Source organism: Janthinobacterium sp. YR213 (assembly GCF_900099875.1).
In the GTDB taxonomy this organism is placed as follows: domain Bacteria; phylum Pseudomonadota; class Gammaproteobacteria; order Burkholderiales; family Burkholderiaceae_D; genus Janthinobacterium; species Janthinobacterium lividum.
In genome coordinates, this window is the sequence record NZ_FNDA01000006.1 from 40,096 (window position 1) to 60,407 (window position 20,312).

Genomic DNA, 20,312 nt, shown 5'->3' on the forward strand with positions numbered 1-20,312 from the left:
ATCACTGCCGCTCGCTACGGTTTTGTTCGATATCGTTACTTTAGTGGAAGAGAAGATTTTTTACGTTTTTCCATCAGAATTTTCTCCCCACCCCCACCAGCAACACATCCGCATCGCGGTGGTAATCCGTCACCACCCGGTTCCACGCCGCTTGCGCCACCCAGCGGCGGTTGACGTGGTAGCGGCCTACGGCTGACAGCAAGCCTGTCAGGCGCGTGCTGTGGCCTTGCGTGTCGCGGCCGTCCCACGCCACGTACGGGCCGGCGCCCATGCCGAATTCCACTTTTTCGTTGAGCGAGCGGATCAGCCACAACTGGGCGGCCGCGCCGCGCCGGCGCGCCAGCGCCGTGCTGCCTTCGTCGATGAGCGTGGCGCTCCAGTCCACGTATTTTCCCGCCGCGCGCCGGTATTCCACGGTGAACGGGCGCGAGGACTCGGAGCGGAAGCTGTTGACGATGGTGTGGCCTGTCGATAAGGTCAAGGTGTCGTCGTGCGCCCAGTTCTGCAAGTGCAGCTTGGCGCCCGGCACGCCGTCATAGCGGTAGCCGGCGCCGATCAGCAGGTGCGTGGTGTTGTCCTTGCCGTCGGGCTTGATGTGGTTGACCTGGGCCAAGGCATACCAGCGGTTGTCGAATTGCCAGCGCGCCTGCAGGCTGGCGATGGAGCTCCAGCCATGGTCATTGTCGAAATTGTGCGGTGCATCGTCCGTCTTGGCCGTGTCGAAGAAGAAGTAGCGGCCGATGCCGGCGCCCAGCATCAGGCCCTGCTCCACATTTTTCGTGCGCAGCCACACCTGGCCCGCCATGCCGTCGCGGTGATGGTCTTCAGGATGCCCCTCGTTGATATACGACAGGCTCACCGCGTTGTAATTGCCCACCGGCTGCGTGTAACTGATGGCGCCGACAAAGGTGCGCTCGTTGGTCGAGTTAACTTTCAGCGAACCGGCCATGCCGGCCAAGTCCTGTGCGTGGATGGACAGGGGGAGCGAGGCGGCCAGCAGGGCCAGGACGGTGAATGGTATGCGCATGACGTTTCCATTGATGGGTGAATACACGCTAACGATAGGCTGGCGAAATGCCATGCGATTGCGCAAGAATCTTGCACACTGACTACATTTGTAAACTGTTTAGCCAGGACTTGTCACAAGTGTATAAGAAAGCGGGAATGCGTGATGCGTGCCAATATTTTCTTGTTGAAAATGCATCGGTGGCGGGCGGGCGGGGAGGCGCCGGCCTGAAGGGGCTGGCCGGCGCGATGCTGCTGAATGGCGGTATTACTGGCTCAATACGACTTTATCGGCAAAATATTCCGTCTCGCCGAAGCATTGCGTGGGCACGCCCTTGTGCTGGCTGTAGGTGACGAGAATGCGCTTGCCGGCCGCGGCCGACAATTGCTTCGCCACGTCTTCATCGCGCACGCTGAACTGGAATTTTTCCGGGATGGTGCCGGGCAGTGCCGTCAACAGCAGTTCACCTTCCCATGTCTTGCAAATCCAGCCCCGCTTGGAGAACTTTTGCAGGTAGCCCGCCCGTTCGCCTTCCGAGTAGGAGAAGCTGAGGGCCATCCACGTGTAGGCGGCCAGCAGCAGGAAGCCGGCCACGAGGAAGATGGCGAAGGCGAAGGTGACTTTTTTGGTCGTAGGGGTCATGGTAGGGTTGTTTAGGTAAAAGGATCAGTCCTTGCGGCCGGCTTTCCAGTTCAGTCCGAAATTGTAGCGCTCGTCCATGGCCTGGTGCGCCGTGATTTTACCTTGGCCGCCGAAGTATTCCACCAACTTTGTCACCTGCAGGTTGCCGCCGTGGTTTTCCAGCATGGCGATGGCGCACATGGCGTGCTGGCTGTCGCTGTCGAGGCGCACTTCCACCGTCGGCTGGCCGGGAATCTCGATCGTCACGACGCCATCGGTGGCGGCCCAGTTCGGCACGCCTTCGTAGATGAAGGCGTACACGAGCACGCGCTTGATCTGGTCGAAATGGGTGCCGTTGATGAAGATGTTTTCGCCGCTGCTGATGCTGCCCGTGCGGTCGTCGCCTTCCAGGTGGATGTACGGCGGACGGTCGTAGGCGCCCCAGCTGTTGCCCAGCGCCTGCACGGCGCTTTTGCTGCCATTGCTCATTTCGAACAGGCAGCCGATGTCGAGGTCGATGCCGCCCGAACGGCCGGCCGGCTTGTTGAACAGCTTGCCGAGGAAGCCCGTGTCCAGCTTCGAAGCGGGCGCCTGGCCTTGCGACGCGTTCTGGTTCCAGTTCAGGTTGACCCGGATGCGGCCATAGCCGCCGCTGTCGCGCTTGTCGAGCGAGATCTTGTCGCCGCGTTTTTCCAGGCGGATTTTCGACAGCGAGATTTTATTCGCCGGCGGCGGGGCTGCCGGCGTGGGCACGGAAGCCGGCGCTGGCGCCGGGGAGGATGCCCCCGCTTCGCTGCCGCCAAAGTGCTTCAGCAGGGCCGCCAGGCCGCCCGCGAAACCCTGGCCCACGGCGCCGAAGCGCCAGCTGCCGTCGCGGCGATACAGTTCGCCGATGATGACGGCCTTCTCGTCCTGGAAGTCATTGCCCGTGAAGGCAAACGTGGCCGCCTGGCCCAGCGCCATGCTGGAATTGCCCAGCGCGCGCATGCTGCCCTGTTCCGTCGCCGCCGTGAATACCAGCTTGTCGATCGAGGCTGGCAGGCGGGAAAGGTCGACCTGGAAGGTGGAGCGGGGGCCGTTCAAGTCCACCGTGATGGCGTTGTCCGGCGCGCTTTTCTGGTTGAAGAACACCATGTAGCGGTCGTCCGACAGCTTGCCGGCCGCATCGACGCCGAAGCAGCTGACGTCCACTTCCATCGAGCCCGAAACGATATCGAGCGTGACGGCAAACGGGCCATTCAAGCCCAGGTCAGCCAGTTTGCCTTTTTGTCCGCGTGTGAAATTGGTCATGGTCGTGCAGTCCCTTCGTCGCTGGAGAGTTGAGTATTCAAGGAGTGGTGCAAATGGGGGGCGGGCGCCGCGGCGCCGTCGGCCGCATGGCGGATGCCGAACAGGCGCGCCTGCTCGATGATGCGCAGCGCCCAGCTGCTGTGCGTGGCCACTTCGCACATCGATTCCTGCATGCGGAACACGGCCGGGCTGTCCGGGTCGATGATGCGCAGCGCCAGTTCGATGTCCGACTGCGCCACCTGGTAGTGGCGTTCGATCTGCGGCACCTGGTCCGGGTGGATGGCCGTCTTGGCGATCATGCCGTGTGCCATGTCCTGCGCCACTTCGGCATCGAGCCAGCTGCCCTGCGACAGGTGCTCGAAGACGGGCGCCGTCAGCTGGAAGCCGTGCGGCTTGAAGATCGTCACCAGGCGGCCGATGACCTGGCCCAGCGGCGTTGAATAAATGGTGCCGCTGGTGGGGCGGCGCAAGCCGAGTAATGCCAGCAGATCGTTGCCGCCGATGCGCAGGGCCAGGATGCGGCGCCGCACTTCCGGCGCCGACAGGATGATGCGGAACTGCTTCATTTCCTCGTCGTCGAACACTTCCGCCGTTTCCAGGGTCGGCATCAGCAGATGGTGCGTGTGGCGCACCAGCTCGAAATACGCGGCGAAATTGTGGCGCGTGGATTTCGGCAGCACGAAGCCGCTCAATTTGTCGGCGCCGGGCATGGCCAGCACGCGCGCCAGCACGTCGAGATTGCGCACGCGCACGAAGCGCAAGGTATCCGATTCGTCGCACATATTTTGCAGCGCCAGCGACAGGTTGAACATCGCGTAACTGAGGTCGCGTTCCGCGATGGCGTCTTCGGTGCAAAGGATGACCGAACGCAAATGGCTGAATTTGTCGCCATTGGCGATCGCCAGCAAGTCCTTGTGCGTGGTCGGTACATACATGGAGGCGCCCAGCGCCGCTTTATGCTCGCTTTGCGGGTGTAGGGAGTTGTTATCCATCGACTGCGCTCCTGATAAGGGCAACCGCCTGGTAGGGCAGCGCCGGTTCTACTGTGACGGGTATGGCTTTTTCCTGCGCCAGAAGCAGCAAATGTGCCACGTCCGGCGCATTCGTGTCGCGCACGATCAGGCGCTCGGGCACGCGGCGCAGCAGCACGCGCGTCGCTTCGCCGATGCCTGGCTTGATCAGGTTGATGTCGCTGATGCCGTATTGCTGCTGCGCCGCGGCCATGTAGGCTTGCGAGCGGGCCGCCATCGCTGGCGCATCGCTCGCTTCGGCCAGCGGGATGCCGCTGCTGGCGGCAATCGCCACGGCGTCGGCCACCAGGCCGTCGGCGAAATCGCGCGACTGGTCGTGCGCTTCGAACTGCGCGTAGTACACGCAGCCATGGAAGTCGTCCGGGCCGATGGCTTCATTCAACACGGAGCGGCTGACCAGGCCCGAGACCGTGGCATTCAGAATGCTTGACGGGATCAGGTAGTCGCTGGCCGATGCGGCGCAGGCGGCCGTGCCGGCCAGGTCGGACAGCACGAACAGGCCGCCGTCGATGGCCGTGCCATGCGCCGCGTTGAAATCGTTGACGGTCTGGCGCAGTTCGCGCGAAATCACGCCCTTGCCCGTCCAGCCGTCGACGAAGACGAGGGATTCGGCCGCATGGCCCTGCGCCAGGATGTGCTGCAGGGCATTGGTGTCGATGCCGCGGTCGCGGATGATGGAGACGGAATAGTGGCTGCATTCGCGCTGGAACACCTGGCGCAGCAAGTGGCCCAGGATGACGCCCACGGGCGTGCCGGCGCGCGCCAGCGAGACCAGCGTGATGCGGCCCGTGCGCCGCGCCGCGATCAGGGCGGCCAGGCGCAGGCAGTCGCGCGCCATCTGCAGGCGGTTGGCCGCAAACGCGCTCCGGAACAGGGCCAGGTAGGCGGGCGAGGGCAGGGATTCGGGCGACAGCATTTCGCTGTAGTGGCGCTGGCCCGACTGGATCAAGCGCTCTTTTTCGGCCAGGTCGAGGATGGGCTCGAGCGCCATCGGCGTGAGCAGAAACTCCACGTCTTCCTGGCGGTAGCTGCCGCTGAAATGCTGCGTGCCGTCGGTCATAGCGCCGCCACCGTGAGTGCCGCCAGCTGGGTGCCGTTGGGGATGATGGCGTAGTCGCAGGCGGCCATGAAGCGGGCGTCCGAACGGCTGTCGCCCATGCCGAAGCTGACGATGGGGCCGTGTTCGGCTTCCAGCTCCGCGCGCAGGTAAGCGACGGCGCGTGCCTTGTTCAGGGTTTTCGGCAGCACGGCCAGGTTGTTGCCGTTGCGGTGGATGAAGTAGTCGCTGCCTTCGGTGGCGATCCACTGCTGCAGCACCTGCTCTTCGATATCGGCCAGGCGTTCGCCGCGCGCTTCATGGTCCTTGACGACGATGTAGAACGGCGTGTTGTAGTCCTCGATCAGGCGCGCGCGCGAAGGCATGCCCGTCTTGGCCTGGAAATCGTCAATGATGCGCATGGCTTCCCGCAGGCCGGGCAAGGCCGTCTGCATGTCGTCCTGCATCAGGGCCAGCCAGCCCGCGTCGAGCGCGCCGCCCGGCTGCAGCACGATGCCGCCGTAATCGAGCACGCTGTAGCTGGTAAATGGCAGGTCGACCCGGCGGAAGGCGTCGCCATTTCTCGCCGTGGCGGGAATCAGGGTCATGCCGCTGTGCGCGAATTCAAAGAAGGCGCGCTGGCGCGCCGTCGTAAACGAGCAGGCGTCGCCATTTTTCAGATAGGCGGCCGGCTGCAGGTCGGTCTCGCCCGGGCATTTTTTCGGGGTCTGGAACAGTGTGTCGTCCAGATCAACAAACAGGAATTTCTTCAATTTTGGTCTCTGACTGAAAGTGGAACAGGCGGCCATTCAACTGGCCGGCGAGTTGCATGAGGGCCGGGCTGGCCGGGGTTTCATGGCAGATGAAAACGTGCTGGTACTGGCCAGGCGCCACGTTGTACAGGTAATTGGCGATGCCTTCGCCGTAGTTGTCGTCGCAGTTGATGATGTGGCCGACGGAGCCCCATGACAGGATGGGCGAGCGCGTGGTCGATTGCACCACCACGTTCTTGCCCAGCGCTTCCAGCTCGCGCGCCAGCAAGAACGACGGGTGCATGAATTCGCCCGTGCCCAGCACCAGTACAGAGTCGCCGGCGCCGATTTCCTGCGCCAGCTGCACCGCCAGGCCTTGCGGCGGCGCCAGGGCGCGTCCCACGCCGATGCGGCCAAACGCGGGGCTGGCGCCCCGTTCCGCATTCGCCTCGAAGCGCTGCGCGCTGGCCGCTACCGGAGCAGGCGCAGCGCCCGCCTGGAAGGCGTACTGGCCGGAGAGCGCCGCGCCGATGCTGGTGGGCAGGCCGAAACGCTCACTCAAGCCCGCGTTGGCGGCCTGGCCCATGAAATTGGTGATCACACCCAGGTGCAGCTTTTCCAGCTGCGGATAGCGCGCGCGGCACACTTGCACCAGGTTGGCGAAGGTGTTGCCGGTCGACGCTTCATCGTCGATCAGCACCAGGCTGCGGGCCGTGGAAAACAGCGCGCTGGCCGCGTCCGATAAATGCAGGAACTGGCGCGGCGCGTGGCTGTGCGACTCCTCGAATTCGAAGAAGGGCACCGTGCCCACGCGGTAGCGCGAGCTGTGCAAAAACAGGGCTTTTCCATACGGGTTGGCGCGCAGCCATGCCTCGAACACGCCCTGGCCCAGGCCGACGGCCGTTTCCGCCATGGCGATGAAGACCACGGGGCCGGGCAGGCTGGGGGGGATCTGCGCGGCCAGGTCGTCGTGGATGGCTTGCATGGCGCGCGGCGTGACGGGCCAGTGCTTGCCCAGCACCTTGGACAGGAACAAAAAGCCCCGCTTGGCGTTGGCGCGCGCGGCAAAGCCGATCAGCCAGTCCAGCGGAAAGCGCGCCTCGTCCACTTTCAAGGTCAGCTCGCCCGTGGGCATCTGCTGCTTGACGATGTTCATGGCAGCTCCACGGCGTAGGCGGCTTCGCCCACGCGCATGCCTTCGTGGATGGCGGGCACGGTGAGCTTGTCAAAGCCCTGGTCGAAACCGGCCAGCGCCAGGTAGGGCAGGTTCGGGCCGGCAGCGCACGCCATGCCGATGCCGCCCGACATGCGCGGGTTGATCTCCAGCAGCGCCAGGCCATTCGCGCCTTCGCGGAACTGGATGTTGAAGACGCCATTCAGGCGGTAGTCGCGCGCCAGTTTGTCGCAGGCTGCCAGCAAGTCGTCGCGCAGTTCGATCAGCTGGCCGCTGCCGCCCCCGTGCAGCTTCTTGCGCGGCACGGCGCAAACGAGCTTGCCCTGGTCGGCGACGCAGTCGGCGCTGTATTCGTGGCCGTCGAGGTATTCCATCAGCAGCAGGGTCTTGAACGATGCCATCTGCGCCAGGCCGCTGCGCAGCTCTTGCGCATTGATCTGGTAGGCGGCGCCGGCCAGCAGCAGCTGGGCGCTGGTGCGCTCTTCATCGAGAATGGCAAAGCCCAGGGCATACACGGATTCGGACGGCTTGATGCACAGCTTGCGATGCAGCGGGCGCAGTTCGGCGTAGGCGGCGTCGTATTCTGCGATCGTGGTGACGGCGCGGTAGTCGGCCGGGCGCGCCATGGGCAGATCGAGTCCGTCGCAGAAGCGCGCCTTGTCGTGCATTAAATTCAGGGTGTCTTCGCTGGCCACGCTGAGCACGCGCGTGCCGATGGCGGCGAAGCGCGCGCTGGCGCTGCCGATCAGGCCCGCTTCCTTGCCTGGCCAGAAAATCGTGATGCTCCGGTCGCGGCAGAATTCCAGGCACCACTCGACATAATTGAGGCCCGTCAGGCCCGACGGTTCGACCGCGTATTCGTGGGCCGACAGGAAGGCGGCCGCGTGCGCGTTCGTATTGCTGCACACGATGTGATAGCGGGGCGCACCGCCAGTCGCGGCCATATCGGCCTCGCGGATCAGGCGCATGGCCGTGCCGACCGAGGAAAATGTTTTGTTGAACCAGACTCTTTGCATGTACGGGGACCGGGTAAAGAAAGGGAAAGCCGCGCGCAGGTGCGCGCGCGGGGAGTGTAGCCAGCCAGACTTAACCTGGCCTTAGAGTTTTTTTGAACTACAACGTTGAGCAACAAACTAACAGCGCCTGACAAAACCGTAGCGAGCGGAAGGAAGAGGTGGCCGAGAAGCGCAACCGTACTCAAGTACGGTGAGCATCGCAGGCCGCCTATGCCGACGCGCAGCAGGTTTGGTCAGGTGCCTCTAGCCAGCCTTGCCGCTGGCTGTCCATTTGAGGAAGGCGTCGCGGTTGCGCGAGCAGATAAACACCTTGCCCGAGCCGGAAAAGCGCAGCACGATGCCTTCGCCGCTGGTGACGCTATTGACGATATTGCCGAGGAAGCCGCCGATGCCGCCGCCGCTGGCACCGCCGCCCGTGGTCACGGAAATCTCGTATTTCAGGCTGTTGTCCCAGCACACGACGTGGGAATTGTCGATCACGACATCCTTGCCCGGCTCGACGTCGAGCTGGAACATGGAGCCGAAGCCCGATACCACCACTTGCCCCGTGCCGGCCGTCTCCATGACGAAGAAGCCGCCCGACTGCGCGAACAGGGCGTTGCCGATGCTTTGCGTGCGCACCTTCATTTCCGTGCCCGAGGTGGCGGCGACAAAGGCGCCGTCGTTGAGCAGGTACTGGCGCGCGCCCACGTCGACCACTTCGATGGCGCCCGGCAGGGTGGGCGAGAGCAGGCAATCGCCGCTGCCGCGCACCGCTTCGATATGCTGCTGGAAGAACGATTCGCCATTCGCGAAGCGGCGCATGATGGCGCTGCCCAGGCCGCCCGTCATCTTGCCTTTCAAGTCCAGCGCCGTTTCCATCATCACCATCGCGTCGGATTCGCAATAGATGGTTTCGCCCTGTTTCATGCTGACGTGGAGGAAAGGATCGACGTCGCCCGTGACACTAAATACTGGCATGATAAATCTCCAAAAAAAAGCCGCCTGAACTGTGCAGGCGGCAGTGATGATACGACACTAGTCCAATTCACCGCAGAAAGCCAGGCAGGCTTTCTGCGTGTGAATTTTAGGCATTGACGCCGAACGAGCGGGCCAGTGGGCCCAGGCCGCCGTTAAAGCCCTGGCCGATAGCCTTGAACTTCCATTCGCCGTTGTAGCGGTAGATTTCGCCAAAGATCATCGCCGTTTCCGTCGAGCTGTCTTCGGACAGGTCGTAGCGGGCGATTTCTTTTTCGCCTTCCGCGTTCAGGCAGCGGATGAAGGCTTTCGACACCATGCCGAAGTTCTGGCGGCGCGCGTCGGCATCGTGAATGGTGACGGTGATGCTGATGCGGTCGATGTCGGCCGGCACGCGCGACAGGTCGATTTCGATGCGCTCATCGTCGCCTTCGCCTTCGCCCGTGGTGTTGTCGCCCGTGTGGACGACGGAACCGTCGGTCGACTTCAGGTTGTTGTAGAAGATGAAGTCAGAGTCGCCACGGACTTTGCCGTCGCTTTTCAGGAGGAAAGCGCTGCCGTCAAGGTCGAAGGTGGCGCCGTCCGTCGAACGAGGATCCCAGCCGAGGCCGACGATGATCTTCTTCAGGTTCGGTGCTTCCTTGCTCAGGTTGACGTTGCCGCCTTTTTGCAAACTGATTGCCATGTGGTGCTCCTTTTCAGTAATTTACTTAAACATACCTGCATGGGATGAGCGCAAAGCGCTCGTGCCATTACTTCCTCAATTGGGGGCGGAACCCCCGATTTCAAGCTTGTGCCGCGTGCCGTTTGCGATAGCGCAAGGATGACCACAGCGAGACCAGGATGAAGGCCACGCCCGACAGGCCCGTGAACCACTCCGGAATATGGTACTTGACGGACGCCAGCATGATCAAGGCCAGGATGCCGATCGCATAATGGGCGCCGTGCTCCAGGTAGACGAATTCGTCCAGGGTACCCTTGTGCACCAGGTACACCGTCATCGAGCGCACGAACATGGCGCCGATGGCCAGGCCCAGCATGATGATAACGACATCGTTGGTGATGGCGAACGCGCCGATCACGCCATCAAAGCTGAACGAGGCGTCCAGCACTTCCAGGTACAGGAAGCCGCCGATACTGCCGCGCGCCACCTTTTTTACCAGGTCGCCATTGCCATTCCTGGCTGGCGCGGCGCCTTCTTCTGCGTCATCCTGCAAGTCCGGTTCGCCTTCTTCCAGCAAGCCGCTGATCCAGTTCACGCCGATGTAGACGGCGATACCGACGATGCCCGAGGCGAGCACGCTGTATTTTTCATCCACAGGGCCCATCGCCACGCAGGCGGCCACGGCGCCCATGGTGATCAGCACGGCCAGGCTTTCGGTGCCCAGCGCATTGACTTTTTCCTCAGCCCAGCCCAGCCAGTGCAACTCCTTCTCATCGTCGAACAGGAAGTTCAGGAACACCAGCAACAGGAAGGCGCCGCCGAAGGCCGCCACTTGCGCATGGTTGTCCGTCAGGTGCTTGGCATACACGTCCGGCGTCGTGGTGGCCATGGTCCACACGTCGACCAGGCCCAGGCCCGTGGCGACGGAAACGATGACCAACGGAAACAGCAGCCGCATGCCGAAGACGGCCACGAGGATACCGACCGTCAAGAACAGTTTTTGCCAGAACTCATTCCAGTGACGCAAGACCGAGGCATTCACCACGGCATTGTCGAACGACAGCGACACTTCCATGATGCCCAGCACGCCCGTGATCCACAGCGCCTGGATCATGCCTGACATGCCGCCATGGCTGTACCCCCACCAGCCTGACACTGCCATCAGGATAAAAGTGACTAAAAAGGAAATTCTGAAATGCCGCATGAGGACCCCGTTGCAAGTGTGAAAGACGTTTGATTATCCGCGCCGCTGTGCGCGCCGCACTCAGTGTTGATATACGTCAATTGTTGTATATGCCATGATTTTATATTAGTTGCCGCCGGGGGCGGCGTTTTATAGGCTGACGATAGACAGTTCTGCTGGCGCGGATGATCTGCGATAATTGCGGCGCTCCCATCGGGCTCCACAGCCCCTCGCACACTTGACAGACATATATATAAGAAGGAATACCCGTGGATATCGCTTACCTCGTCACGCCCCTGATCACCTGGATCCTGGTCGGACCGATCAAATTCCTGATCAACAGTGTCCGCACGCGGCAATGGGCGTTCGGCCTGGTCGGCAATGGCGGCTTTCCCAGCAACCATAGCGCCGTCGTTTCCAGCATGGCCACCCTGATCGCCTTGCGCGAGGGCATCGGCCATCCCGCCTTCGGCGTGGCGGTGACCTTGGCCTTCATCGTCATCATCGACGCCAACAGCCTGCGCCAGCACGTGGGCAAGCAGGCGGCGGCCATCAACCGCCTGGCCAAGGAAGCGGCCAGCCCGGCGCACACCTGGTTGCGCGAGCGCATGGGGCATACCCTGGTGGAAATCGCCGGCGGCCTGTGCACGGGCGTGGCGATCGGTTTCCTGATCAACACCGTTTTTGCCCGCTAAGTTCGCTTTCCCTGAAACGCAAAACCCCGCCTGAAGGCGGGGTTTTGCGTTTCAGGGCGTAAAAACTACGTTTCATCCATTCATTAAAGCATTACAGGAAGCCGCTGATTGACATGCCCGGACGCGCTCATGGATACTTTGGCGCTTGTGGTTTTAATAAAAATATTATGCTTGCTATCGCTTGCAGCCCTATCCGGGCCGCAGCAACGGTAGTGGTGCTATCTATCCGGAGAATTACCCATGTTGCGCAAAACCCTGTTTGTTCTGGCAATCGCTTCCGCCCTGGCCGCCTGCGGCAAAGAGTCCAAAGATCCTGGCAAAGGCGCTGGCAAGGGGGGCAAGGAACAGGCGGGCGCTGCCGTCAATCTGCTGGTATCTCCGGAAGACCTGCTGACCATCCAGAGCAATGCGCTGGCATCGGGGCCTGTCATCACCGGTTCCGTGCAGCCTGAGCGCAATGCGGACTTGCGCGCCGAAGTGTCAGCCGTGGTGATCCAGGTCATGAAGGAAAATGGCGAAGTCGTCAAACGGGGCGACGTGCTGGTGCGCCTGGACGAAACGTCCATCCGCGACGGCCTCAATTCGGCCGAGGAAGCCAGTCGCGCCGCCAGCCAGGTGCTGGAGCAGTCCGAACGCATGTTCCAGCGCATGAAAACCCTGCGCGCCTCGGGCATGACGTCGACGCAGGCGCTGGAAGACGCGGAAATCCGCCGCAACAATGCGCAAAGCGACCTGTCCGCCGCGAAAAGCCGCGCCGTGCAAGCCCGCCAGCAGTTGCAGCGCACCCTCGTGCGCGCGCCGTTCGACGGCATCGTGAGCGAGCGCAAGGTCTCGAATGGCGATACGGCGCAAATCGGCAAGGAATTGATCAAGGTCATCGATCCAACCAGCATGCGCCTCGAAGGCCTGGTGTCGGCCGACAAGATCGGCGTCGTCAAGGTGGGCCAGCCCGTGCTGTTCCGTATCAATGGGTATCCGGGCCAGGATTTCGCGGGCAAGGTGCGCCGCGTCGATCCTGCCGCCAATGCCGTTACGCGCCAGGTGGCCGTGCTGGTCGATTTCAATGACAAGGAACAACCGCGCGTGGCCGGCCTGTACGCGGAAGGGCGCATCGAGACGGAAACCGTCAGCGCGCTGATGATCCCCGATTCGGCCCTGGTGAAGGCGGGCGACGTGACCTACACGTGGAAGGTCAAGGACAAGGCTTTGCATAAAGTCAACTTGCGCATCGGCGCGCGCGACGTGCGCACGGGCCAGTGGGAAGTGCAAAGCGGCCTGGCCAGCGGCGACACCGTGCTGCGCACGCCGGGTTCGACCTTCAAGGATGGTCAGAAAGTGGAATTGACGGCCGCCAAGGCCGTGCCAGCCGCCGCCGTGGCCAGCAGCAGCACCGCCGTTGCCGGTAAAGGAAACTAAGCCATGTTCCTTTCCGATTTCAGTATCAAGCGGCCCACCGCCACCATCGTCCTGATCCTGGCCATGATGTGCGTTGGCTTGCTGGCGCTCAAGAAATTGCGCGTCAACCAGAACCCGGACGTCGAAGTGCCCTTCATCGTCGTCAGCATCCCTTACCCTGGCGCATCGCCCGACACGGTCGAGCGCGAAGTGGTGAACCGCCTGGAAAAGTCCTTGCAAAGTATTTCCGGCGTGACCGAAGTCAACAGCGATTCAAATGAAGGTTCGGCCAGCATCTTCCTGAAGTTTTCCTTCAATACCAACCTGATCGAAGCGTCCGACAATATCCGCAATGCGATTGCCGCCGTGCGCTACAAGTTGCCGACGGAAATGCGCGAGCCTATCTTGCAGCGCATTGACCCGGCTGCCGAACCGATCATGCAACTGGCGCTGTCGTCGAATACGCAAAGCCATGCGGAAATTTCGCGCCTGGCCGAAGACGTGCTGTCGGACCGCTTCCGCACCGTCGATGGCGTGGCGCTGGTCAACGTGGGCGGTTCGCTCAAGCGCGAGCTGTCCGTGCTGTTGCGGGCGGAAAAATTGCGTGAATACAATGTGTCCGTCAGCGACGTCGTCACCGCCTTGCGCAACCAGAATACGAATGCGCCCGTGGGCAAGGTGCGCGGCATCCTGGACGAGAAAAGCATCCGTCTGGTGGGCCGCATCGAATCGCCAAGCGACTTCGAGAAAGTGGTGATCAAGCGCCGCGGCGAGGAAATCGTGCGCCTGGCGCAAGTGGCCACCATCGAAGATGGCTTTGCCGAAGTCAATAGCCTGAGCATGCGCAGCGGCAAGCCGAACGTGGGCATTTCGATCACCCGCGTGCGCGACGCGTCCACCGTCAGCGTGGCCAACAAGATCCGCGACATGGTGGCGGAAATCAACAAGACCTTGCCGAAAGGCACGATCCTGCAAGTGACGCGGGACGGCGGCGAAAACGCCCAGCATAGCTTGAACAACGTGATCGAATCGCTGGTGCTGGGCGCCGTGCTGACGATTTTCGTCGTCTACGCCTTCCTGAATTCGTGGCGTTCGACCCTGATCACGGCGCTGAGCCTGCCGACGTCCGTGATTGCCGCCTTCATTGCCGTGTGGCTGTGCGGCTTTACCCTGAACTTCATGACCTTGCTGGGCCTGTCGCTGGCCATTGGCGTGCTGATCGATGACGCCATCGTCGTGCGCGAAAACATCGTGCGCCACATGCAGATGGGCAAGGACCGCCGCACGGCCGCGCTGGAAGGCACGGCTGAGATCGGCATGGCCGTGGCTGCCACGACCTTCTCCATCATCGCCGTCTTCATTCCCGTGGCCTTCATGCCCGGTATCTCTGGCGAATGGTTCCGTCCGTTTGCCTTGACGGTGACGTGCTCGGTGCTCGTCAGCCTGGGTATCTCGTTTACGCTCGACCCGATGCTGTCGGCCTACTGGGGCGATCCGGTCGAGGAACACTCGGCGCCGAAAAAGGGCATTGGCCGCGTGCTGGAAAAATTCAACCACTGGTTCGATCATCAGGCCGACCGCTATGGCCGCGTGATCGCCTGGGCACTGCATCACCGCCGCTGGATGGCTGTCATCGCCTTCGGCAGCCTGGTGGGCGCCATCGTCCTGCACTCCACGCATGGCGGCACGAGTTTCTTGCCGGCATCCGATTCGGGCAATCTGATGATCAATGTGCGCACGCCATCGTCGAGCAGCATCGAGTATTCGCGCTTGAAGCTGGAAGCGGCGGCCGTGCTGGCGCGTACCTTGCCTGAAACCAAGGATACCAACAGCTCCATCAATGCCGGTGGCGGACGGGTATATGTCGACATCGGCAAGCGCAACACCCGCAAGCGTTCGGCCAAGGAAATCGCCGTCGAGCTGCGCGAGAAGATGTCGCGCCTGGTGGGCGCCGAATACGTGGTGCAGGATGACTTGAGCAATGGTTCGCAAAAGCCGATCCAGGTGGAATTCACGGGCCCGGATTCGCGCAAACTGATGGAGATCACGAACGCCTATATGGACAAGCTGCGCGCCATTCCTGGCGCCGTCGACGTGGGCCTGTCCGAGCAGGACCCGAAGAACGAGCTGCAGATCGAGCTCAATCGCGGCCTGGCCAACTCGATGGGCATTTCCGTCAATGACGCGGCGCAATCGTTGCGCGTGGCCTTCGCCGGCGTGGAAGTGGGCGACTGGGTCGATCCGACGGGCGAGACGCGCGACGTGGCCGTGCGCCTGCATCCCGATGACCGCGTGGCATCGGAAAACATCGAGCGCCTGCCGATCAGCGTGACGGGCACGTCGCAAATGGTGCCGCTCGACCAGATCGCCACCATCACCATGGGCAAGGGCCCGTCCGGCATCGAGCACAAGAATGGCAAGCGCACGATCACCGTGTCGGCCAATGCGCAAGGCCGCTCGAACGGCGAAGTGACGAGCGACGCCATGAAACTGGCCAACTCCATCGACTTCCCGCCCGGCTACGGCCTGGCGCTGGGTGGCGCCGGCCAGGACCAGCAAGAGCTGTTCACGGAAATGCTGATCGCGCTGGTGATGGGTATCGGCCTGATGTATTTGATCCTGGTGATGCAGTTTGGTTCATTTACGGCGCCAGTGGCCGTGATGATGTCCTTGCCGCTGAGTTTGATCGGCGTGGTGGTGGCGCTGGTGATCACGAACAACACCCTCAACCTGATGAGCTTTATCGGCATCATCATGCTGATGGGCCTGGTCGCCAAGAACGCCATCCTGCTGCTGGACGCGGCGCGCAAGCGCGAGGAAGAGGGCCATGGCCGCGAAGATGCGCTGATGTATGCGGGCCGCATGCGTCTTCGTCCCATCCTGATGACGACGTTCGCGCTGATCGCGGGCATGTTCCCCGTGGCGCTGGGCCTGGGCGAGGGTGGCGAGTTCTACCGTCCATTGGCGATCGCCATCATCGGCGGCACCATCACCTCGACGATTTTGACCCTGCTGGTCGTGCCGACCTTCTATGACAGCATCGAGATCGCCCGCGATGGCGCCGTGGCCAAGTTCCACCGCCGCGCCGCGCGCATGCCCGTAGCCGTGGCCATGATATTGACCTTGCTCGAATGCGTGCTGACCTTGCTGCTGGTGCGCTTCATCTACCGCATGCTGAAAAAGGCCGTGCTGTTCCTGATGGGACGCCGCACGCCGAAGGCGACGTCGGTCAGCCTGCAAAAGTAATACCGGGCCAAGGCGCAGCTTGCGCTGCGCCGTGGTATTTCAAGAGCCTTCCGCGGAAGGCTCTTTTTTTTGCCTGCTCGTCTGGCCAGAGTGCTAACTGTTGCGTGGCGGCGGCGTGGTCCCTGTGCCCGTGCCTGTGCCCGTGCCTGTTCCCGGTGTCGTGCCGTTGGGGGGCGGTGTGGTGGATGGCGGCGTGGTCGTGCCATCGGGGTTGGTGGTGGTGCCCGGTGTCATGCCTGGCGTGGTGGCGTCCGGGTTGGTCGTGCCCGTGGTGCCGGACGTGCCGCTGGTGGCGGGCGGCGTTGCCGGCTCGGTGGCGGCGGGCGTGGCGGTGGTGCTGGCGTCATTGCGTTTGTTGCAACCGCCCAGCAGCGCGCAGACGATGGCGCTGCCGAGGACGAGCTTGCTGGTGGTCAGGAGTGGAGCCGTCATGATTGTTCCTTTTCAGTGTAAGACTGTCGTGGAAACGCATGCCTCGCCAGATTGCGTATCTGGAACAAGGCTGGCATCGCTTGCAAGGTTTAGAGTAGGTGGGCCGCTACAGGTTCACCGGACTTGCACAGGCGCGGTGCTGGCGGGGGCGGGGAGCGCGCTGCATTTGACGCAGCGCAAATCCGCAAGGGATACGAGGTGGGCCAGGACGGGATGCCCCGGCCGCGTAAGGAGCGTTTATTTGGCGGCAGGGGCCTTGCTTACTTCCACTTCCCAATCCACGCCCGACTCGACGTGGTGCTTGGCAGCAAAGTCACCCTGGCTGATGGCGACAGCCACGTCGAGCAGGCTGTTCAGGTAGACGAGGGGCTTGCCCTTGGCGACGCCGCCAAACGTGTGTTCGAATGGCGCCGTGACCTTGGCCACTTGCTTGCCCTTGTGCAAGATGCGCACTTGCAGCGGATCGTGCAGCTTTACCTGCAACTCGTCGAGCAGGGATTTCGGGATATTCGTCCACACATTGCCATATTTGACGTCCAGTATGGGCACGATGCCGCGGATGGTATTGCCGTCGCGTACAGGTTTTTGATACGCGATCTTCACCACGGATTCGCTCGGCAATTGCGGACCCACCTGTTCATACGTGATGGCGCCCGAGGCCAGGCGCGCGCCCACATACGCGTACACGTCGCGGCCATGGAAGGTGTACGATTCGGCGGAACCCGCCAGGCGATTGACCTTTTCATCGATTTCACGCAGTTCCGCCACGCCGTCGCGCTCGGCGATCAGGGTGAACAGGCCATTGTCCGGCCCCACGAAATAGCGTCCACCCTTGGTTTTCAGCACCACCGACTTGCGCGCCGTGCCCACGCCCGGGTCGATGACAGACACGAACACCGTGCCTTGCGGCCAGTAATTGGCCGTCTGGTACAAACGATAGGCGCCCAGCCAGATGTCGTAGTCGGGAATCTGGTGCGTCAGGTCCGAAATGGTGAGCTGGGGATCGACGCCATAGGCCACGCCATGCATGGCCGATACGGCACCGTCGGCCGTGCCGAAGTCCGTCATCAGCACCAGCGGCGCGGCCGCCTGGGCGGACGACAGCAGGAGGGCGCTCAGGCAGGCGCCGGCGACGAGGTGGGAGATTTTCTTGATGATCATGGGTTCTTTCCGTGGCATTAGAAGGTGTAGTTCAGCTTGGCGTAGAAGTACGCGCCATTGACGCCGATGGGGTTGATGAAATTGTAGGGCAGGGCGCCGCCATACGTGGCGTTATTCGTTTCCCGCACGCGCTGCGGATAGCGGTCGAGGATGTTGTTGCCGCCCACGCTCAATGTCAGTTGCTTGCTCAGTTTCAATTGGCCTTCCAGGTCCAGCGACCAGACGGCGCCGAAGCGCTGTGCGGGGATGCCGTCGATCAAGGGTGCATCGCTGTCGTAGGAAAAATCTTTCAGCTCGCCAAAGCGCGTGGCGCGCGTCTGCACGCTCCAGCCGGCTGCCTGCCAGTCGGCGCCGAGGATTAATTTGCTCGCGGGTGACGCATGTTTGATGCGGAACAAACTCGTCTCCGTCAGCAGGGTCAGACTCGGATCGATATTGGCCAGCGCGGCGGAACTCTGGTGCACCTTGTCGAGGCTGGTCTTGTTCAGGTTCAGCGCCGCATTCAGGTTCAGCTTGCCTGAGGTGAACGCCAGGTCATGGTTCAGCACCACGTCCAGGCCCTTTGTGCGCGTGTCGAGCAGGTTGGCCAGATAGGCCACGGACTGGATATCGTTGCGGCCATTGGCGGCCAGGTAGGCCGTGACGGCGTCGCTTTGCAGGTCGCTCGAGCGGGTGATGCGGTCACGGATGCGGATCACGTAGGCGTCCACCGTCACGCTGGTGGCGGTGGCCGGTTTCCAGGCCAGGCCCAGCGATACGTTGGTCGATTTTTCCGGTTTCAGCTGTTGCGCGCCGAAGCTGCGCGCCAGCGGATCGCTGGCCGGCAGCAGGGCCGCCGTTTGCAGTGCCGTGCCATCGGCGTTGAAGTTCAGTGTGGCGAAGCGGAAACCCGTCTGCACGAGGGCCGGCGCGCGGAAGCTGTTCGACAGCGAGCCGCGCACGAGGAAGTTATCCGTCACTTTATAGCGCGTGGACAGCTTGCCCGTGCTGGCGCTGCCGAAGTCGCTGTAGTGGGAATAGCGGGCGGCGGCGCCCACCAGCAGGCGTGGCGTGAGGTCGCTTTCCACGTCCGCATACACGGAGCGGATCTGGCGGCTGCCGTCGTAGGCGTCCGAGGGGCGCAAGCCCGGTCCCGCCTGGGCGCCCGGCGGAGCGTCCGTGAAGCTGCCGGCCGCATACGAGGCAGGATCGCCGGCCGAGCTGGTGTAGGTTTCGCGCATCCATTCGGCGCCCACGGCCAGGCTCAATGGCGCGGGCAAGCCGATGTCGATGCTGCGCGTGGCATCGAGGTTCAAGGCATTCTGGCGGAAGTCGAAGCCGGCCAGATCAAAACGCGTGGGGCTGGCCGCACCCAGCGAAGCGTTGACGGAGTGGCTCACGCCATAGTCAAAGCGGTCGCTACCGTGGCGCGCGCTGGCGTCCCAGTTCCATTCGCCAGCGCTGCCGCGCACGCCGGCCACGATGCTGAGGTCGCGCTTGTCGCCATTGGTGACGGGGCGGTAGCCGTTCGGATACAGGGCCAGCACGTTCGACGGGTCGCCCGGATAGCGGAAGTAGGCGCTGCCGTCCGATGTGCGTTCGTTGAGGGTGGCAAACGAGTACAGGTCCAGGCCGCTGTCCAGGGTGAGCTGGGTGTTGTAGAACAAATAGTGGTTGCGCTGGCGCGAGTCGCCCGACTTGAACACCACCTTGCCGTCGAGCGCCTGGTCGGCTGGCGTGAAGTTGTAGGAAGTCCAGCCCGCGTCGCTGGGGCCGGCCCGTTCCGTGGGCGAGCGGCGCCGCGTTTCTGCGCCGAAGCGGAAGAAGCCCGCCTCGCCCAGCGGTACGCCATAGTCGGCGTTGACGATGACGGTCTGGCCATCCGTCAGGGTCTGGTCGGTCGGGTCGAAATGCGTCTGGTTGGCGCCATAGCTGACGGAAGCGGCGCCGCCCGTGCGGGCCTTCTTCAGCACGATGTTGATGACGCCCGCCACGGCATCGCTGCCGTACTGGGCGCCGGCGCCATCGCGCAGGATTTCGATATGGTCGATGGCGTTCGGCGGAATGGCATTGATGTCGACCGGCACGGTGCCGGCAAAGCTGCTTTCCGTGTCGAGCACGGCGCTCGTGTGGCGGCGCTTGCCGTTGATCAGCACCAGCACCTGGTCGGGCGCCAGCCCGCGCAACTGGATGCCGCGCACGGAATCGGACGCGCCGCTCGACTCGATGCGGGGGAAGTTGATCGACGGCGACAGGTTTTGCAGGGCCGCGCCCACGTCGCCCGTCGCCAGCGCATTGCTCACTTCGCGCGCGCCGAAACGGTCGATGGGCACACTGCTGTCGAACACCGTGCGGTTGCGCGCGCGCGAGCCGACGACGGTGACCTGGTCGATGCTGGGGCTGGCCTTTTCAGCGGTGGTGCCTGTGCTGGCGGTGGCTTGCGCGTCCTGGGCCCAGGCGGGCGCGGTGCCCAGCATGGTGCAGGCCAGCACGATGGCGCGCAGGGGCGTGGCGGGACGGGAGGCAGGGGTGGATGAATGGCGCGGATGCAAGGCGGTGTCCTTTGGGCTCGATTGGTGTTCGTATGGAAACAGTTGCAATGAGCTTAAGGGAGGCGCCCGCCGGCGCTAACGATTCTTTCTGGATATGCTTATGCTGTTGTTTCCACGCCGCG

17 protein-coding genes are annotated in these 20,312 nt (G+C 62.9%); 3 read left to right on the top strand and 14 right to left on the bottom strand.

Features of this window, described 5'->3' with window-relative positions:
• Positions 1–73: 73 nt before the first annotated feature.
• From BLT98_RS23830 to BLT98_RS23880, 11 genes are all read right to left on the bottom strand, one after another.
• A complete protein-coding gene (locus tag BLT98_RS23830; RefSeq protein ID WP_092612152.1) occupies positions 74–1,027 on the bottom strand; it encodes a hypothetical protein in 954 nt (317 codons plus the stop codon).
• A gap of 246 nt (positions 1,028–1,273) precedes the next feature.
• Complete coding sequence (locus BLT98_RS23835; protein ID WP_034785089.1) at positions 1,274–1,648, bottom strand: hypothetical protein; 375 nt, start codon at positions 1,646–1,648, stop codon at positions 1,274–1,276.
• Between the two features lie 24 nt (positions 1,649–1,672).
• Positions 1,673–2,917 (bottom strand): TerD family protein, encoded by a 1,245-nt coding sequence (locus BLT98_RS23840; RefSeq protein ID WP_092612155.1) that lies wholly within the window; start codon positions 2,915–2,917, stop codon positions 1,673–1,675.
• On the bottom strand, positions 2,914–3,909 hold the full coding sequence (locus BLT98_RS23845; protein WP_034785095.1) for an HpcH/HpaI aldolase/citrate lyase family protein: 996 nt from the start codon (positions 3,907–3,909) through the stop codon (positions 2,914–2,916). The genes BLT98_RS23840 and BLT98_RS23845 overlap by 4 nt, the downstream gene beginning before the upstream one ends.
• A complete protein-coding gene (locus tag BLT98_RS23850; RefSeq protein ID WP_092612158.1) occupies positions 3,902–5,008 on the bottom strand; it encodes a cysteine protease StiP family protein in 1,107 nt (368 codons plus the stop codon). The genes BLT98_RS23845 and BLT98_RS23850 overlap by 8 nt, the downstream gene beginning before the upstream one ends.
• Positions 5,005–5,757, bottom strand: coding sequence for an HAD family hydrolase (locus tag BLT98_RS23855; RefSeq protein WP_070259729.1), 753 nt, complete (start codon positions 5,755–5,757; stop codon positions 5,005–5,007). The genes BLT98_RS23850 and BLT98_RS23855 overlap by 4 nt, the downstream gene beginning before the upstream one ends.
• Positions 5,735–6,892 carry a phosphoribosyltransferase domain-containing protein gene (locus tag BLT98_RS23860; RefSeq protein ID WP_092612161.1) on the bottom strand — a complete coding sequence of 386 codons (1,158 nt, stop codon included), beginning with the start codon at positions 6,890–6,892 and terminating at the stop codon, positions 5,735–5,737. Before BLT98_RS23860 ends, BLT98_RS23855 begins: the two co-directional genes overlap by 23 nt.
• Positions 6,889–7,926 carry an ATP-grasp domain-containing protein gene (locus BLT98_RS23865; RefSeq protein WP_092612164.1) on the bottom strand — a complete coding sequence of 346 codons (1,038 nt, stop codon included), beginning with the start codon at positions 7,924–7,926 and terminating at the stop codon, positions 6,889–6,891. The genes BLT98_RS23860 and BLT98_RS23865 overlap by 4 nt, the downstream gene beginning before the upstream one ends.
• 243 nt (positions 7,927–8,169) lie before the next feature.
• On the bottom strand, positions 8,170–8,886 hold the full coding sequence (locus tag BLT98_RS23870; RefSeq protein WP_035826041.1) for a TIGR00266 family protein: 717 nt from the start codon (positions 8,884–8,886) through the stop codon (positions 8,170–8,172).
• A gap of 106 nt (positions 8,887–8,992) precedes the next feature.
• A complete protein-coding gene (locus BLT98_RS23875; RefSeq protein ID WP_034785104.1) occupies positions 8,993–9,568 on the bottom strand; it encodes a TerD family protein in 576 nt (191 codons plus the stop codon).
• Positions 9,569–9,668: 100 nt separating this feature from the next.
• Positions 9,669–10,751, bottom strand: coding sequence for a DUF475 domain-containing protein (locus BLT98_RS23880; protein ID WP_092612167.1), 1,083 nt, complete (start codon positions 10,749–10,751; stop codon positions 9,669–9,671).
• Between the two features lie 248 nt (positions 10,752–10,999).
• On the opposite strand from BLT98_RS23880, the gene BLT98_RS23885 reads away from it, so the two are divergent.
• From BLT98_RS23885 to BLT98_RS23895, 3 genes are all read left to right on the top strand, one after another.
• Entirely contained in the window at positions 11,000–11,425 is a 426-nt protein-coding gene (locus BLT98_RS23885; protein ID WP_092612170.1) for a divergent PAP2 family protein, read from the top strand.
• Between the two features lie 240 nt (positions 11,426–11,665).
• Positions 11,666–12,841: an efflux RND transporter periplasmic adaptor subunit gene (locus BLT98_RS23890; protein ID WP_034785107.1), complete on the top strand. Its 1,176-nt coding sequence runs from the start codon at positions 11,666–11,668 to the stop codon at positions 12,839–12,841.
• Positions 12,842–12,844: 3 nt separating this feature from the next.
• Positions 12,845–16,066: an efflux RND transporter permease subunit gene (locus BLT98_RS23895; protein WP_092612173.1), complete on the top strand. Its 3,222-nt coding sequence runs from the start codon at positions 12,845–12,847 to the stop codon at positions 16,064–16,066.
• 93 nt (positions 16,067–16,159) lie between these two features.
• Here BLT98_RS23895 and BLT98_RS23900 read toward each other — a convergent pair whose 3' ends face one another.
• The 3 genes from BLT98_RS23900 to BLT98_RS23910 form a co-directional block, all read right to left on the bottom strand.
• Positions 16,160–16,498: a hypothetical protein gene (locus tag BLT98_RS23900; protein WP_092612176.1), complete on the bottom strand. Its 339-nt coding sequence runs from the start codon at positions 16,496–16,498 to the stop codon at positions 16,160–16,162.
• A gap of 237 nt (positions 16,499–16,735) precedes the next feature.
• Positions 16,736–17,659 carry an SAM hydrolase/SAM-dependent halogenase family protein gene (locus BLT98_RS23905; RefSeq protein ID WP_092612179.1) on the bottom strand — a complete coding sequence of 308 codons (924 nt, stop codon included), beginning with the start codon at positions 17,657–17,659 and terminating at the stop codon, positions 16,736–16,738.
• A gap of 17 nt (positions 17,660–17,676) precedes the next feature.
• On the bottom strand, positions 17,677–20,190 hold the full coding sequence (locus BLT98_RS23910) for a TonB-dependent receptor plug domain-containing protein (RefSeq protein WP_244517670.1): 2,514 nt from the start codon (positions 20,188–20,190) through the stop codon (positions 17,677–17,679).
• Between the last annotated feature and the right edge of the window lie 122 nt (positions 20,191–20,312).

Bases quoted from the DNA above. Each gene is read 5' to 3' on its own strand.
- BLT98_RS23830 (WP_092612152.1), bottom strand. From the start codon at position 1,027: ATGCGCATACCATTCACCGTCCTGGCCCTGCTGGCCGCCTCGCTCCCC.
- BLT98_RS23875 (WP_034785104.1), bottom strand. From the start codon at position 9,568: ATGGCAATCAGTTTGCAAAAAGGCGGCAACGTCAACCTGAGCAAGGAA.
- BLT98_RS23905 (WP_092612179.1), bottom strand. From the start codon at position 17,659: ATGATCATCAAGAAAATCTCCCACCTCGTCGCCGGCGCCTGCCTGAGC.
- BLT98_RS23860 (WP_092612161.1), bottom strand. From the start codon at position 6,892: ATGAACATCGTCAAGCAGCAGATGCCCACGGGCGAGCTGACCTTGAAA.
- BLT98_RS23880 (WP_092612167.1), bottom strand. From the start codon at position 10,751: ATGCGGCATTTCAGAATTTCCTTTTTAGTCACTTTTATCCTGATGGCA.
- BLT98_RS23890 (WP_034785107.1), top strand. From the start codon at position 11,666: ATGTTGCGCAAAACCCTGTTTGTTCTGGCAATCGCTTCCGCCCTGGCC.
- BLT98_RS23900 (WP_092612176.1), bottom strand. From the start codon at position 16,498: ATGACGGCTCCACTCCTGACCACCAGCAAGCTCGTCCTCGGCAGCGCC.
- BLT98_RS23840 (WP_092612155.1), bottom strand. From the start codon at position 2,917: ATGACCAATTTCACACGCGGACAAAAAGGCAAACTGGCTGACCTGGGC.
- BLT98_RS23850 (WP_092612158.1), bottom strand. From the start codon at position 5,008: ATGACCGACGGCACGCAGCATTTCAGCGGCAGCTACCGCCAGGAAGAC.
- BLT98_RS23895 (WP_092612173.1), top strand. From the start codon at position 12,845: ATGTTCCTTTCCGATTTCAGTATCAAGCGGCCCACCGCCACCATCGTC.
- BLT98_RS23870 (WP_035826041.1), bottom strand. From the start codon at position 8,886: ATGCCAGTATTTAGTGTCACGGGCGACGTCGATCCTTTCCTCCACGTC.
- BLT98_RS23865 (WP_092612164.1), bottom strand. From the start codon at position 7,926: ATGCAAAGAGTCTGGTTCAACAAAACATTTTCCTCGGTCGGCACGGCC.
- BLT98_RS23845 (WP_034785095.1), bottom strand. From the start codon at position 3,909: ATGGATAACAACTCCCTACACCCGCAAAGCGAGCATAAAGCGGCGCTG.
- BLT98_RS23835 (WP_034785089.1), bottom strand. From the start codon at position 1,648: ATGACCCCTACGACCAAAAAAGTCACCTTCGCCTTCGCCATCTTCCTC.